Genomic DNA, 16,246 nt, shown 5'->3' with positions numbered 1-16,246 from the left:
TGTGAAACACATGGCCGCAGCCTTTCTATCTCTTACCGGAGTCAAAAGGCTCGCCTGCCGCTTTCGGGGCATTCGATGTTTTGGAGAACACAATTAGCGCCAACAACGTGACGACATACGGGAATACCTTGAGAATAATAGGCGGAAATACCGCTAACGATGGGATAACCTGAGATACATTAGCTATCGTGCTTGCAAAACCGAAGAATAGTGTAGCCCCCACAATACCGAAGGGTCTCCATTGCCCGAATATTAAAGAAGCCAAGGCCAGAAAACCCAATCCGGCCACACTGCCTGTAAATTCGCCCGCGAAGGTAACAATCATCGCGGCGCCGCCAAGTGCCGAGAAGGCACCGGAGATAATCACTCCGGTATATCTCATCGATTTTACGTTAATGCCTGATGCTTCAGCCGCGTGCGGATGTTCGCCGCATGCGCGCAAGCGCAGACCAAACGGTGTTTTGTAAAGAACAAAAGTACTGACGAACACAATTAACAGGATAAACCATGTTGATGGGTATGTATTGGAAAAGATTAAGGGACCCACAACCGGAAGCTTCGAGAGCAGCGGCACCTCAAAGGGCGTAAAGCCGGAGGTGATGCGTATATTGCCGCTGCCTGTAATATTGCGTGACAGAAAAACCGTCAGCGCCCCGGCTACCAGATTGATCGCCGTACCACTAATAATCTGATTAGCACTGAGACTGATGCTGGCAAATGCATGCAGGAGGGAGAATACTGCCCCGGCTGCCATCGCGATAAACAAACCGATCCAAATGACAGCCTGATTGCCGGGCCATATGGACTGTAATTTGAAAATAACAAATGCGCCAGTGAACGATCCTACAACCATCAGCCCTTCGAGACCGATGTTCACAACACCGCTTCTTTCACTAAATAATGCGCCCAACGCTGTTATCAAAAGCGGAATGGTAAACACGATGGCATAAGGAAATATTTGTTGAAGCGTCACCCACATAGAATCATTTCACCTGCTTTCCTCTGGTTGATGAGCGTCGGTTAACCCAACGGATCAAACGCTCAATGAGAATACTGGTAGCTGCAAAGTAGATAATGATAGCGATGATCGTATCGGCAATCTCCGGAGGAATCTCAGTCATGGCATTCATGAAGCCTCTGCCTGAAGAAAGCAGACCGAAAAAAATCGCAGATATGAGTACACCAGCCGGTGTATTGGCTCCCAGCAGCGCAACCGCTATTCCGTCAAAGCCTTGCGATGGCATAATCCCAATTTGCATATTCACGGCATTGCCCGCATATTGAGCTACGCCGCCAAGACCGGCGAGCCCTCCGGAAATAACCATTGACAACGCCATACTGCGTTTGACCGCTATACCCGTATATTCAGCAGCATATCGATTAAAGCCAACCGCTTTCAATTCATAGCCAAGCGTCGTTCTATCAATGATAAAAGCGACAAGAATAACGGCTATAAGCGCAATGAAAATCCCCAGGTTAATATAGGATCCCCCGAACAGCTCCGATAAGAACGGCTCCTTCAGCAGGGCAGTATCCGACAAATTTCTTGATTCGGTTTCCAAATACGCCCCTTTGAAATAAGCAGGCACCACGTAATAAACCGTCCAGTAAGCTATCCAATTCATCATAATTGTAGAAACCACTTCATGAACGTTAAACCTCGCTTTGAGTATTCCTGGAACGAATCCCCATATAGCGCCACCGATAAAGCCGCTGATCACCATAAGTGGCAGCAGCTGAGCTCTTGGCAGGTCAAAGCTCAGTCCAATGGCCGTCGCGCAAAGACCTCCAATCAACATTTGTCCAGCTACACCTATATTAAATAAGCCTGTTCTAAAGGCGAAGGCTACGGATAATCCGGTAAAAATCAGCGGGGTTGCCGTTGCTATCGAATTCCCGATTCTTTCCGGGTTTTTCAAACCACCCTGGAACAAGTAGCCATATCCCTCAAATGGATTATGGCCCGTCACCGCCATCAGCAACGCTCCGGCCAGCAAGCCCAGAACGACGGCAAGCAGGGAAGTAATCCCGCTTCTCATACGCCTCCCCCCCTCTTCACACCGGCCATCATCAAGCCTATTTCCTGCTCGTTAGTATCCTTTGACTCCACGACTCCGATAAGCTCACCATTATTCACAACAGCGATCCGATCCGATACTTGGATTACTTCTTCCAGCTCCAATGAAACCAAGAGCACCGCTTTCCCTTGATCACGATGCTCGATTAAACGTTTGTGAATATATTCGATGGAGCCTACATCCAAGCCACGTGTTGGCTGCACGGCAATAAGCAGATCAGGAGCCAGCTCGAGCTCCCTCCCGATGATTGCCTTCTGCTGATTCCCTCCCGATAACGATCTGGCCACAGATACAGCGCCTTGTCCTGATCGTACATCGAAGCTTTCCAAAATCCGATTCGCATACTCACGGATGGCTGTCTTATTCAGAAGCCCTCTTTTAGAAAACGGCTCGCGGTGGTATACCTCCAAAATCATATTCTCTTCCAAAGTATAATCTAGTACCAGCCCCCGTTTATGCCGGTCCTCCGGAATATGGGCAATCCCTTGCTCAATTCTGTCGCGAATTGCCATACCCGTAATATCCTTTCCCTGGAACCAGACATGCCCGGATTCGATCTTACGAAGACCCGTTATACCTTCAACCAATTCTGCCTGCCCGTTTCCTTCAACACCCGCGATACCAACGACTTCTCCGGCACGTACATCCAGTGAGAAGTTATTCAATGCGGTCAGCTTCTTATTGTTACTAATAGTTAGCGAATCCAGTTTGAGCACTACCTCGCCCGGCGTAGATGTCTGCTTATCCACCTTAAAAGAAATTTGACGCCCCACCATCATCTCTGCCATCTGTGCCTCGGTAGCTTCTCCCACATCAACCATTCCTATCGTTTTGCCACGGCGAATGATGGTGCAGCGATGTGCAACAGCTTTGATTTCTTTGAGCTTATGTGTGATCAAAATGACCGATTTGCCTTCCGCAATCAAATTTTTCAAAATCTTTTCAAAATCTTGGATCTCCTGAGGGGTCAGCACAGCAGTAGGTTCATCGAATATCAATACCTCTGCGTCACGGTAAAGCATCTTCAGAATCTCCACTCTCTGCTGCATGCCAACGGAAATATCTTCAATTCTGGCATAGGGATCAACATTCAATCCATACAATTGAGACAGCTTTTCGATCCGCTTGGCGGCTGCCTTTATATCAAGAATAAGTCCCTTCCGGGGCTCGCTGCCGAGAATCATATTTTCCGTAACGGTGAACTTCTCTACGAGCTTGAAATGCTGATGAACCATCCCGATTCCCAGCTTGTATGCAACATTCGGATTACTGATCCGGGTTTCCTCACCATTAACCTTAATGATGCCTCGATCCGCCTGATACATGCCGAAAAGAATACCCATCAGCGTCGATTTACCGGCGCCGTTCTCCCCCAGCAGGGCGTGGATTTCTCCTCGCTTCAAACGAAGCGTAATATCGTCATTCGCGACAATACCGGCAAATTCCTTACGGATATTGAGCATTTCAACCACATAATCCATCTATTTGTTCCTCCTTTACTCGCAGGTTCCGCTATATACCCAGATATACAAAAAGACGGAGGTTATCCGTCTTCTATATACCCGTGGCATTGCTATATACCAATCCTTATTTTATTAGTGAGCCCTGTTCGGCAGCTACTTTTATTTCGCCAGCTTTGAGCTTGGCCAATACTTCGCTAACCTTCTTCACAGTATCCTCGCTAAGATTCGGATTTTTATCCGGTATGCCCACACCATCATTTTTGGAATCGAATGTTAAGGTTTTACCCCCCGGGAATTTACCCTCCTTCTCGGCTTTGACCATGTCATAGGCTGCATGATCGATTTTCTTCATAGCTGATGTCAGAACAACCGATTTATCTCCTTGATATACACCATCCGCATATTGATCCACGTCAACACCCACTACCCAAACCGCCTTACCAGAAGAAACGCGCGTCTTGGTTTCGTTAATGACTCCAACACCAACGCCGCCAGCCGCACAGAAAATAACTTTCACACCGCGATCGAACATTTGCGCAGCCAATTGTCCTCCAGCTGCTACGTTGTCAAAGGAGCCTTGATAAATAACGTTTTCCTTCTTCAAGCTGATCTTCGTCCCCAGTTTTTCATTAGCGTATTGAATCCCTTGCTGGAAGCCCCAGTTATATTTTTGTACAGGTGGAATTTCCATGCCGCCAATAAAACCGGCTTCGCCTTCCTTAATCTGAAGCGCCGTAGCTATACCAGCTAAATATCCCGACTCCTGCTCTGCGAAAAAGATCGCTACCGTGTTTTCCTTTACTACGGATTTGGAATCACCACTATGTGGGAAACCATCAATCAATACGAATTTGGCATCCTTATATTTATCCTGGGACTTGAATATCGCCGTTTCAAACTTAAAGCCAGGAGTTACGATAAACTTGAATCCAGCATCATACAGATTGCCAATTTCCTTCATATAATCAGCCTCTGTCGTTCCTGTCGGCTTCAAATATTTATCGGTAAGCTTCAACTCGCCTGCGGCTTTTTGAATACCTTCCCAGGTTCCTTGGTTAAATGATTTGTCGTCAATCGAGCCGGCATCCGTAACCATCCCTACCTTGAAATTGGTTACTGTCGCTGTACCACCGCTTGGATTCTCTTTTTTACCACCACTACAACCTGTCACAAACATAACAACAGATGCAATTAACACCCATGTTTTGAACCCTCTTTTCACTATTAACGCCCCCTCAAATGTTAATTTATCTATCATTAAAGATAATATAATAACTATATGCGGAAATCCTATTTATTTCAACCTAACTTTATGTCAGATTTCTTAACTTATGATTAAGAGCGCTCTTTCTGCAAAGGGCCTTTCAGTAGATCATATATCCGATAAACAATAGCTTTTCCCACAATATTCTCCTTTATTCTGCTAATAATACCTTTATTAACTAGATCATTCCCTTCTTCATATGCCCTCACAAATAAAGTATTACCGATTGTGTTTTTTGAGAAAATTCAGTTATGCTTAAAATAAGCAACAAATTTGATGAATATATCATTTGGGGTTGATGCGGATTGTTTAGTATATTTTTAATTATTCATCTTCTTACAGGTATTATTTGTTTAGTAAGCGGCTTATTCGCTATGTTTTCCAAGAAGAAAAAAGGCAAGCATACACTATCAGGAGAAATTTATCATTGTTCCTATGTTATTGTATTTGTAACAGCCATTGCGATGTCCATTTTACATTGGGAGACAAGCCAATATCTCTTTTATGTCGCTTTATTTTCTTACGGCCTTGCTTTACTTGGCTATTTGGCAGCTAAAAAAAAGTGGAAAAATTGGTTGGGTTCCCATATAGGAGGACTGGCGGGTTCATACATCGGTATTGTAACCGCCACTTTGGTAGTAAACGTACATAGAATTCCTGTTTTAAATGAACTGCCCCAATTATTGTTTTGGTTCTTACCTACAATCATAGGAACTCCAATTATATTTATAGTCGGAAAAAAATATAGTCCACCAAACGTATAGTTGATACATTCAGAGGTGTATGGGGGGAGGGGGAATGCGAGTATCCAGATCACCGAAATAACAAGCCGAAAATATATCCTATTGGTCACTTACAAAATGAATGTCTTAATGCTATTTATAGAAACAATTTATTTGCATAGTGGAGATTCTCTTCGGTTATTATTAAATTGCATAATCCCAAGCAGCTGCGCCAAGCCCAATAGCAGCATAGAACTTTTTTAACCGCATGACTAACTCCTCACAGCATGGCATGGCAGCCTAGCAAACCGTACGCAATTAGCAGGAAAATGTCATGTTATTTTCTCCCAAAAAAGCGTTCCAATCCCTATAACTGGAATTTCTCATGCTAATTCTAAGGGTTTGGGTTGATCTCAGCCCTATCCCCTCTATTAGCAGGAGTTTTTCCAGTTAGATTGCTCTCAAACGATTTCCAGGCTGAATTAACGGGAGGATTTCCATCTATCATCCGACAACCCTCCGAAAATCCTAGTCTCCTTTAGAATGAAAGCAACTTCTGAACATCTGTTCTAGCGCGGTCACTTATGCCACATTAGAAAGGGTGCCCTACTTTTGCGCTACAAAGCAATTAAACTCCCTCTTACACGTAAGAAAAGCTTCTATTCGAATAAAAAAGGCAGTTGAATGATAAAAATCAACTGCCTTTCCTATTTGGGTGGTTAAGCCTGCTTTAAGCCAGATATTTCATCTTCTGTTACCGTATAAGTGCGGACAAAAGGCTGGTCCTGTACCGGCTCTCCCTTTGTATAATCGATAATGACGATGGAGCCGTCCGCTTGCTGTACCCATTGCGGATATCCGTTATCTCCAGCTGAGAATCCGGATTTATCTAGCAGTACAAAATGATCTCTGCGAAATTGATCGGGGTAGCCGGCAGCCGCATTCCATTCCCAATCGATGGTATAGTCATCCGGATTAATAACCTTTACAGATAACGACCGCCAGTGGCTGACAGAACGGTTCCGCTTAGCTTCATTCTGAATATACCGGTTACCGAAGCTGACCGTTCGCGTGGCCAAGCCTACTGTATTCGTGTGCAGCAGCAGTTCTCCGTCCACATAAATGAAGATCTCATGATGCTCCCGAATGATCTTGTATTGATGCCACTTGCGTGTGTCCAGCATAAATCCTTGCTCTGGCCGCCCGGCCAACGACACGCGGTCTGTCTCGAAGCGGATCCAGCATCCGGCACTAATGCAGCAGCCATACTCGTCTGCCTCCTCCAATCTCATTTCCGTCTCTAGTTCTACACGTGATACATCATTTTGAGCCGGATATAATTGGAACCTCACAGCACGTTCAGGACCTTCCTCCGTTCTTAGGGTCATGACGCCGTTGTCGATTACACAATCAGCTTCATTCCATATGAAGGAGTTCGGCTGATAAGTAAACAGCTCCTCCGGATCGAACACAAACGCATAGGTCGCATTGGTGCCCAACGCATTTCTGAAAACAGCCAGTGCCTTGCCTGATTGCAGCATACCAAGTGTAGGACGGTGACCGTGAAACGGCGCCAACACCCCTTGATCCCAAGTCAAGCCGTAATCATTGCTTCGAATCATACGGCTTGGCTGCCCATAACGAGTGCCATGGTCAGCGCAACGTGTTACAGCGAGCAAATGTCCGGGCTTGATTTCAGCAAATCCGGCTTCCGCGTCCGAGTACAACGGATGGTCCGTCATAAATGATTTCCGTCCCCAGGTTTGTCCCCCGTCATCCGAAAACACAGCCGCCTGCTTGTAATACACTTTAACTCCGGGGAACCAGTCGTATTTGGCCGGGTTGCCAAATTCGTAATAGGTTGCCGGATTAAAGCGCAGTCTAGGCTCCATTTCACCGACTTCCGCTCTTGTATACATCAAGCTCCCGTTCGATAGCTCCTGAATATATTCCGGCTCACCCCCAACATCGTCTATCCGGTGTGGACCATTCCAAGTCAAACCATCATCATAGCTCCAAAACAGTTCATTCCACATCTGCTTATTGTAAACCCAGGTTGATAAATATTGGAATTCGGTTTTGGGATTCCGCAGCCCGCGGTCACAAATAACAACCAGCCTCCCATCAGAAAGCGAATTAATTCTCGGTACTACGTACACACTCCCCTGCTCGAAAACATCGGTATACGCTATCGATTGATGGTTGATCCATGATTGCCCGCCATCCAAAGATCGTGTAATCATGATATCCGTTTTCGTACGATGATGACTGTCCGTACGCAAATAGCATGCCACAAGCGCCCCCTTCGCCTTAGCGATCCCGGGAAATGAAATGTACATATCCTTTTCTTGAGCTACCAAGTGTTTATTAGAATCGGATACCTTTTTCATAGGGTCACACACCCCCCTTAACATTACCGCCTAATAAAATTTGTGAAAGCTTATTCATTCCGTCAGTCGTAAGCGGCTGCAGCGGAAAGTGCGGCACTCCCTCGCCGAAGCCCAGATATTGCGCCATTCCCTTCAAAACCGGAAGCGAATACCCTTCAATCGAGAATGCTTCCTCCAGCCGGACGATAAAATCTTGTATTTCATAGGCTTTCTCCAGTTCTCCCTGCCGAACGGCTTGAAATAACGAAACCATCTGATCAGGGATTACATTGCCGACCCCCGGAATCAATCCGGCCGCACCCATTTGCAGACTGATCACACTTAAAACCTGCACCCCCTGCAGCACCGAAAAATGCGGCAAATCGCTGGTAAGACGAATCGCCTGCTGAAAATGTGGCATGTTGCCGGAGCTGTCCTTGTAAGCTATGACATCTGGAAAACGGGCGATCTCGTTAACCGTCGCCGGTTCAATCGGGTTGCCGGTATACACCGGAACATTATAAATAATGAGCGGCAATGAAGTCGCTTCGCGAATTGCGGCGTAATGCTTGACAATCTCTTTCTGCTTAACACGGAAATAGTAAGGGGTCACAGCAACAACCGCATCCGCCTGCAGCTCCTCCGCCTCGCGCACGAGCTCCAGCACTCTGGCTGTGCTGGTTTCCATAACGCCAACCAACAGCGGAGTTCTTCCTGCACACTCCGATTTCAGCGCCTGCAGCGCCTTCAAGCGCTGCTCACGGGTCAGCATTGGCGATTCAGCTGCCGTTCCCATTGCAAAAATACCGTTTACCCCAGAGCTGATCATATAGTTTGCCAAACCCCGCAAAGCAGCCGTATCGACATCCAGCTCCTTTGTAAACGGTGTAAGGATTGGCGGAATAATACCTTGTAATTTATTCATATTTACTTACCTCCCTTTGTGTATGGTCAGACTTTTGATTGCAAGACAAAACAAGGGCGAATCCAATCCGCCCCAAGTTATAAAACTCTGCCAGTGGTCCCTTCATTTCATGGTCATTTTGCATTCTTTTTCTTCTGATAATAGTCATTCATCAATTGATCTGCTTTATCCCCGCCAAGACGTTTCCATTCCTTCTTTAAATCTTCTGCTGCCATTTGTGGCGTATAAGCCGCTCCGGAAACTACAGCTTTAGCAATTGCCGGATCAACCAAAGCGTTAAAAGCAGTCATCGTTTGATTAAATTCCTGAGTGGACGGCAGCACTGCGAAATCTCTGCGGAACGGTACGGACAATATGACTTTGCCGGCTTGGGCCCTTAATTCATCGATTTCCCGGAAGATCGGATCCGGATTCGGATTTTTCAAAAGATCCTCGTAAGAGCCCTTGTCGTTGTAAAGCAGATTATACGTAGCCGCATAAGTAAGCTCCTTGGCATTCTTTTGCGGATCGACAGGCGCAGGAACCCCGTTGGATATTTTGTAATGCACATTCTCCAATCCATTTGCCAATGTAAACCCGCCTTTGTCGATCATGAAATCGAGGACCTGTACGGCCGCTTTCGGATTTTTCATCTGTTTATTGAAGCCGACCATATTGCCTGCTAAGCCTACCCCTTGGTTATAACCGTTCTTTCCGTATTTGGTGGATACAGGAGCGATTGGAGCCAGCTTCGCCGTTGGAGCATTTTTCTTCAAGTCCTTATACGAGTTGTAAATATCGCCGGTCGTACCGAGAAAAATCCCCGACTTCCCTGTTACCCACAGCTGTTTTTGGCGTTCAAAATTTTTGTCCGTTAAATATTCCTTATCAATGAGACCTTCCTCGTACATTCTCTTATTGAATGCAATCGAATCTGCAAACCGCTCTGTCAAAGCGCCATAGGCAGGCTTGCCGTTTTCCACATGCCATTTATCCGCCATCGTATCGAATATGCCTTGAATCGGACTGCCTAATCCGAGAGGAATATTGAATGAAAAAGGTACTGTATCCGCTTTTCCGTTACCGTCAGGATCTCTTTCTTTAAAGGCTTTGGCAACCTCCAGCAGTTCGTCTGCGGTTGTCGGCATTTTGAGTCCCAGCTTATCCAGCCAATCCTGCCTGATGAAGCCTGCATGAACAATCGTGCCGCTTGTGCCTGCACGCATAACCCCTGCTAAATACATTTTGCCGTCGTCGAATGTGACCCATTCCTTCAGCTCCGGATGCTCAGCCAAATACTTTTTATAGGAGGTGCTGTACTTGTCAATGTAGGAGTCTATAGGCTGAAGGGCACCGTTATCAACTAATGTCGATAGAAACGGCCGATTGGCTTCAACGAACAGATCGGGACCTTCTCCTGCTGCAACAAGCGTGTTCAGCTTCTGAATAAGCGGACCTAAGGTAGGAGGAGTAGCAATCCACTTTACTTGAACGCCTGAGTTTTCATTAATCCATTTCGTCCAGCGGTTCTCCTCGATATTGCCTTCCTCGCTTGCGATATTCCCATTATCTCTGGCATTTATGGAGACGATTTTGGGCAATTTATCATACGGATCGGACGAGCCCTCCGCACTTGGAGCAGGGTTACTCTTCGTGCAGCCGGCGAGTAATAGGGCAGCAGCCAGACCACCGGATAATGTTAATCGAATCGTTCTACGACCCAAAGCCTTTTTATTCATTGACTTATCCTCCCAGGAACATCATCTAAATTTTCGCTATCCTTTGACTGAACCGATAAGAACACCTTTAACAAAATGCTTCTGCAAAAACGGGTAAAAGCAAAGGATTGGCAGCAATGCGATAAAGATAGCCGCGGCCTTTAAGCCCTCCGGCGTTGGAATATCATTCACACTGACGATGGCCGTATCCAAATTTTGCAGCTTATCATTCATGCCTTGCAGCATTTGATACAGCTTCAGCATCATCGTTGCTTTTTTGGCGCTCGAAATATAGATCAATACATTAAAATACGAGTTCCACCAGTAAACTGCATAAAATAAAGATAAGGCAGCGAGCATCGGCTTAGAAAGCGGTAATATAATCTTGAACAACACTGTCCAATCCCCGGCTCCATCAATAGCAGCGGATTCTTCGATCTCAGAGGGCAGTCCCTCGAAATATGTTTTCATCACAAACATATTATAGGTGCTTATTAAAGCAGGAAGCCATAGTGCCCAATAAGTGTTCATCAAGCCAAGCGTTTTAATCAAAATGAAATGAGGAATTAAGCCTCCGGTGAACAGCATCGTAAACGTTATGACCATAAGCAGCGAATTCCGACCTATAAGCCTCGGCTTGGAAAGCGGATAAGCAGCAAGTACCGTCGCGGTAATATTGAACACTGTGCCGACTACCGTCACGATTACCGTATTGAAGAGAGCGGTGAAGATGGCCCCATCCTTCAATAGAATGCTATAGTTCAATAACGTAAATTCCACCGGCCACAGGTATACCTCGCCCGAGCTTATCGCCCTGCTGCTGCTGAAGGAAGCGGCAATAACCTGAATTAACGGATATAGTGCACAAAATCCGCACACCGCTAGTAGGGCATACATGAAGCTGTAGCCAAGTCTTCCTGCCAATGTAGTTTTATTCATACCCTCCCCCCTACCATAGTCCTTTTTCTCCTAGTAATTTCACAATTTTGTTCACGCTGATGACGAGAATTAATGCGATTAGCGATTGGAACAACCCGAGCGCTGTCGTGTAGCTGTATTGTGCTGACAAAAGCCCTATCCGGTACACATAAGTACTAATGACATCGGAGATGCCCAAAACCATATCGTTTTGCAGCACAAAAATTTGCTCGAAGCCAATATCCATCATATGCCCAACCTTCAAAATCAACAGTATAGCAACCGTACTGCGTATGCCTGGCAATGTTATATGCCATATTTGACGCAGCTTGCCCGCGCCATCCATCTTGGCCGCTTCATACAGCTGAGGGTCCACATTAGCCATTGCCGCTAAATATAAAATCGTTCCCCAGCCCGCCTCCCGCCAAATTCCAGAGAGTACGAACGTAATCGGCCACCAAAAGGTATCACCAAGAAAATAAATCGGGTCAAGCCCCAACCCCTTCGTCAAAATACTGTTGATCACACCTCTTGCAGGAGACAATATCGTAATGAGGATTCCCCCAAGAACGACCCACGATATAAAATGCGGAAGATACAGAAAATTTTGCACAATCCGCTTGTACCACTCCACCCGGACTTCATTCAACAGCAGCGCCAGAATAATAGGAGCCGGAAAGCTGAATAAGAGGCTGTACACGTTCAGCAGCAATGTATTTTTCAATACCATATAAAATTCTTTGCTGGCGAACAGGCTTTCAAAATGTTTAAGACCTACCCAATCGCTTCCCCATATGCCGTCTGCAAACCGGTAATTTTTGAATGCAATGATCTCTCCTCCGAGCGGGGCCAATTTGAACAAGAGATAGAAACCGATCACCGGCAGCAGCATCAGATATAAGTTGCGGTCCCGAACGAGCCGTTTTCTGATCCCGGCCCACACGTTCTTATGTGGCTTGGGGGCAAGCACGGATTGTGTGATTATTGTGTCGGATTCGTTATGCTGCAAGTTTGCTCACCTCCTTTGCCCTTATCGTACGTGCTGCAGCTCCATTTTGAAAAGTAACACCTTTTGATGTAGGCCGCTCTTTTTGACAAATGGCTGATCGCATCTTTTGACCCGCACTTTTTGACATAGCAAAGCTTCTATTCGACTGAAGTTTTCCGGGCACAACCCTCCCTCACACGTATCTCATCTAAACCGCGTTGTCCCTTCCGGCTTTCCCAAACTGCTGCAGGTTAAATCCAGGTCCGTATAGCTCCTCGAATAGCGAAAAGGAACGTCAGTTCGTTATTTCATGTTTCAACAGCCATTCACACGACGAAAGGGAACGTTGATGCGCTATTGGCCGAATTTCGGTGCCTTAACCCCGGTTTTCTGTCAAATAGCGCACCTACGTTCCCCGAGTGCCTCTTTTGCCCCGCTTTCAAGACAAATAGAACATCTATGTTCCGCCTCTTCCTGTTTGCGCCGCTCATTATCCGCTCCTGTGAACCTAAACTTTGTAATACTTAAAAAATAAGAAAAACGCCTTGCGGCGTCCTTGGTGTACAATCTACGTTTGTGCGTTGGGAGGGAATCGGGTATGGGATTCCGGCCGCTGTTGAAGTCGTGTTCCTTTGAATGGAAGGCTTGCAGCGGGAGGAACACAAGCTTCAAAGGCGGACGCTATCGCTCCTCCATCCCACACCCGTTCCCTCTTTTGTTCTACTCTGTGCTTTGCGCTGCTTCCTTATTTCCCTAAGCCGGTCTTCGAGCCGTTATTGATAGCCATGAACTCCCCTGCAGGTGTTCCATGTACAGTTAGCTTCGCTATACTTTTAGCCAAGAGATCCCCTGCATCTAAACAATACGCCAGTACTGCATCCATGGAAGTTGAGGGCAATGCGGAAGTAATTGTTCCTTTATCGCCTGAAAAGTCCAAAAATCAGAGTGATAAAGGAACAGCCCGTTCCGTTATCACTCTGTTTTTGTGCATAAATGCTCCATTCGGCCAACATAACGGAATTTCCGCTTCCGCTATCACCCCAAATTGGAGGCGGTAGACGGAATAACGGAACTCTCCGTTCCGCACAAAATCTTCCAGGGCTAATCGCCGCTATTCATATAAAAATCCCCTTGATCATGGGGTGCATTCAAGATCGAAATTCTTTCATTGAAGATACATTTCAATCTTAAAGGCACTTAAACTTTCTTATATCTTCCTCGAAAGGGCTTCTGATCGAAGCCCTTTCGAGGAAGATACATTCGTGTCTTAGCTGTGGCTTTTCTTGCAATATTAGAAAGGTGAACCTCCGGTTCGAACTTATACTTTCTAATATTATCAGAAAAAAATCCCCCTACCGAAGTAAAGGGATTTGCAATGTCCTATGTCCGAAGCTCAACTGTTACGCTCTTTATATTCGCCAGGTGTCATGCCTGTGTACTTCTTGAAGATCCGGTTAAAGCTGTAGCTGTTACTGTAGCCGACTTCCTCAGCGATCTCATTTATTTTCATTCCTGTGCTAATCAGCATCTCCTGCGCCGCTCTAACCCGAATACCAATCAAATATTCAAGGAAATTACATTCCATCTGCTCCTTAAACAACCGGCTTAAGTAGGAGACGCTAAAATCAAACTTTTCGGCAATCAGATTGAGTGACAAATCAGCGCGTTGGTAATTATCGTGAATATAGTCGAGTATTTTGGGAAATGCCTCGTTTTTACTGCGGCTGCTTCGTTTTTCCTGAATTAACCGGATGAGCTCGATCAAAATATTTTTGCTATAAGCGCGTATTTCAGCCAACTCCTGGGAATTATTGATTGTCTGGTACAAATCCCCGTGTTTCCTGGTTATTTCCGACACATCCACGTTAAGCTCCAATGCCTCACTCAAAGACTCGACCAATACCTGGACGCAAAGCTGTTTCATCGTTTCGGGAGGAAAGTTTTCCTGCACAGCCTTATTTATAAGCTCGTCGAAAAGCTGCTCCGTCTTCTTCACGTTTCCCTCACGCAAAGCATCTGCCACACCCTCGCGCGTAGCGAAAATTTTAATCGTACTCTCGCTTGATGGAATTTTTAAATCCTCGATTGACAGGACCATATTCATTCCAAGCACCAGCTTATACTTTAAAGCTTCCAACGATTCCAGATAGGCTAGCTTAAGCCCTCTCATGTTCTCGGTATGTCTGCTCAAGCCTATTGAAACCGATTTGTTGAAGTACTGTTCAACTGAGCTATGTATCAACTCGCCAATAGACAGTGCCGTTACGATATTGCCTGAGGCATTCTCGTCCTCAAAGCTCATAATGAAGGCGGCCTTCCCCAGTTCAAGCTGAATAGAAGCCCCTTTCCCGGTAGCATTCATATATTCCTCCGCCATATTACATAGCCCGAACGTATATAACTGTGCGTCCCTTTCGCTGCCCAACTCTTCCGGCTTATCGAACTCAGCGACCATCACAATGTAATTGCTTGAATATAAACGAATGCCCAAAAAGTCAAAAAGCGGTTTTTCCGCCGCAAAACTTGTCCTGTTCCCTAATAGAAGGTCCATGAGCAAACTCCACTTCATGACCGGTTTACTATCTCGGAGCTGCTGATTCATCGTGCGGTTATCGGTGATCACCTGACTGAACTTTTTCTCCAAATAATCCAGATTACCGTACATTTCCGCCGGGCTGGAATCGGCTTCCCCCTTCAATTGCGTACTGATGCTCCGTAAGGCTTGCTGCATAGGCCGGTAAAACCGGTTGCTTAGCATCAAGGCCGCAATAACTGCAAATACTACCATTCCCAAAGCTACTGTGAGCAAAATATTACGAATAACCCCCAGCTGCTCATCCTGCTTTTCATCAGGCATAAAATTCATAAATATCCACCCGGTATAAGGCGAGGTATAGTAGTAGACCTGACCGTTCATGCCGTCGATCTGTATTTTCTGCTGACCGCTCTGCTGTAATTGATCGAAGTCATCCCCGAACCATATTTTTCCGGTGTTCTGATAAAGCCGTTCCTTATTCTGATGTGAGATAACATTGCCCATTCCGTCCATTACAAAAACTTGCCCGAGCCTGGAGTTCGTATCACTAATAAGCTCATTGAGCTTTTCTTCATTAATATTTGCCGCAACGGATCCTTTTTTTCTTAAGCCTGTAGCAGTTAAAGGATAGGAGCGCATCAGTGTGATGACATTTTTATTAATGCTGTAGCTTGTATTGGCGTTATAGGTTACTTTGCGCGGGCCGATCCAGACGGATATATCGTTGATCTTATGAAACATATCGACCCATTCAGAATCGAAAAATTGACTGCGTTTCTCTAGTGTACTGCTGGAGGCGATAAGGTTGTTGCCAGATGAATAAAGATAGATCGAGCTTAGGATGTTGTTGGCATCCAGTATCGTCCGGAGCGTGTTGGATAAATTGTTAAACACCTCATACTTTTGCTGATCCTCAGGGAGATTGCCCTCCATAAACCGTACGACTTCCATCTCTTGCACCAAGTTCAACGTTGTTTTATCTATACCGCGAAGCACCAAATCAACCTTCTGCCCAAGCTGCTTCAGCAGGTCAATTCGGGTCGCATCCAAATCCTCCTTAACATGAACTGCTACACTCCAATAAGACAAGCTTGCGGTAAGGATGACAATACTAACAAACACGGCTACATATACGGTTAGCACTTTCTGCGGAATTCTTCTTTTAATTATCCTCATAACCTGAATAATAACTCAATGAATTACGGTTTGCTAGGAACTATTTTTGACAAGGTACACCTTTTTTGATATGGAGATTGTGATGAGAAAAGCTTCTGATGAAAGTCTTT

11 protein-coding genes are annotated in these 16,246 nt (G+C 45.7%); 1 reads left to right on the top strand and 10 read right to left on the bottom strand.

Annotated elements, in window-relative coordinates; translation table 11 throughout:
• Positions 1-25: 25 nt before the first annotated feature.
• The 4 genes from ACFQ0C_RS30850 to ACFQ0C_RS30835 form a co-directional block, all read right to left on the bottom strand.
• Entirely contained in the window at positions 26-979 is a 954-nt protein-coding gene (locus ACFQ0C_RS30850; RefSeq protein ID WP_379372552.1) for an ABC transporter permease, read from the bottom strand.
• A gap of 4 nt (positions 980-983) precedes the next feature.
• Positions 984-2,039, bottom strand: a complete 1,056-nt coding sequence (locus ACFQ0C_RS30845) for an ABC transporter permease (RefSeq protein ID WP_379372550.1) — start codon at positions 2,037-2,039, stop codon at positions 984-986.
• The gene (locus ACFQ0C_RS30840) at positions 2,036-3,559 is read right to left on the bottom strand and encodes an ABC transporter ATP-binding protein (RefSeq protein WP_379372548.1); all 1,524 of its coding nucleotides are present in this window, start codon (positions 3,557-3,559) and stop codon (positions 2,036-2,038) included. The genes ACFQ0C_RS30845 and ACFQ0C_RS30840 overlap by 4 nt, the downstream gene beginning before the upstream one ends.
• Positions 3,560-3,665: 106 nt before the next feature.
• Positions 3,666-4,718 carry a BMP family lipoprotein gene (locus ACFQ0C_RS30835; protein WP_379372839.1) on the bottom strand — a complete coding sequence of 351 codons (1,053 nt, stop codon included), beginning with the start codon at positions 4,716-4,718 and terminating at the stop codon, positions 3,666-3,668.
• A 392-nt stretch (positions 4,719-5,110) separates the two neighbouring features.
• Here ACFQ0C_RS30835 and ACFQ0C_RS30830 point away from each other — a divergent pair, with 392 nt between their 5' ends.
• Entirely contained in the window at positions 5,111-5,569 is a 459-nt protein-coding gene (locus ACFQ0C_RS30830) for a DUF2306 domain-containing protein (protein ID WP_379372546.1), read from the top strand.
• Positions 5,570-6,246: 677 nt separating this feature from the next.
• On the opposite strand, the gene ACFQ0C_RS30825 is transcribed toward ACFQ0C_RS30830, so the two are convergent.
• The 6 genes from ACFQ0C_RS30825 to ACFQ0C_RS30800 all read right to left on the bottom strand — a co-directional run bounded on the left by ACFQ0C_RS30825 (position 6,247) and on the right by ACFQ0C_RS30800 (position 16,136).
• Positions 6,247-7,917 carry a sialidase family protein gene (locus tag ACFQ0C_RS30825; RefSeq protein ID WP_379372544.1) on the bottom strand — a complete coding sequence of 557 codons (1,671 nt, stop codon included), beginning with the start codon at positions 7,915-7,917 and terminating at the stop codon, positions 6,247-6,249.
• A 4-nt stretch (positions 7,918-7,921) separates the two neighbouring features.
• Positions 7,922-8,821 (bottom strand): dihydrodipicolinate synthase family protein, encoded by a 900-nt coding sequence (locus tag ACFQ0C_RS30820; protein WP_379372542.1) that lies wholly within the window; start codon positions 8,819-8,821, stop codon positions 7,922-7,924.
• A gap of 113 nt (positions 8,822-8,934) precedes the next feature.
• Positions 8,935-10,539, bottom strand: a complete 1,605-nt coding sequence (locus ACFQ0C_RS30815) for an extracellular solute-binding protein (protein ID WP_379372540.1) — start codon at positions 10,537-10,539, stop codon at positions 8,935-8,937.
• 36 nt (positions 10,540-10,575) lie between these two features.
• Positions 10,576-11,457: a carbohydrate ABC transporter permease gene (locus ACFQ0C_RS30810; RefSeq protein WP_379372538.1), complete on the bottom strand. Its 882-nt coding sequence runs from the start codon at positions 11,455-11,457 to the stop codon at positions 10,576-10,578.
• Between the two features lie 10 nt (positions 11,458-11,467).
• Positions 11,468-12,445: an ABC transporter permease gene (locus ACFQ0C_RS30805; protein WP_379372536.1), complete on the bottom strand. Its 978-nt coding sequence runs from the start codon at positions 12,443-12,445 to the stop codon at positions 11,468-11,470.
• Between the two features lie 1,372 nt (positions 12,446-13,817).
• Positions 13,818-16,136: a helix-turn-helix domain-containing protein gene (locus ACFQ0C_RS30800; RefSeq protein WP_379372534.1), complete on the bottom strand. Its 2,319-nt coding sequence runs from the start codon at positions 16,134-16,136 to the stop codon at positions 13,818-13,820.
• Positions 16,137-16,246 lie beyond the last annotated feature (110 nt).

It is taken from the genome of Paenibacillus sp. GCM10027630 (genome assembly GCF_042676305.1).
Lineage (GTDB): Bacteria > Bacillota > Bacilli > Paenibacillales > NBRC-103111 > Paenibacillus_S.
This window is presented reverse-complemented; position numbering and strand designations above follow the sequence as displayed.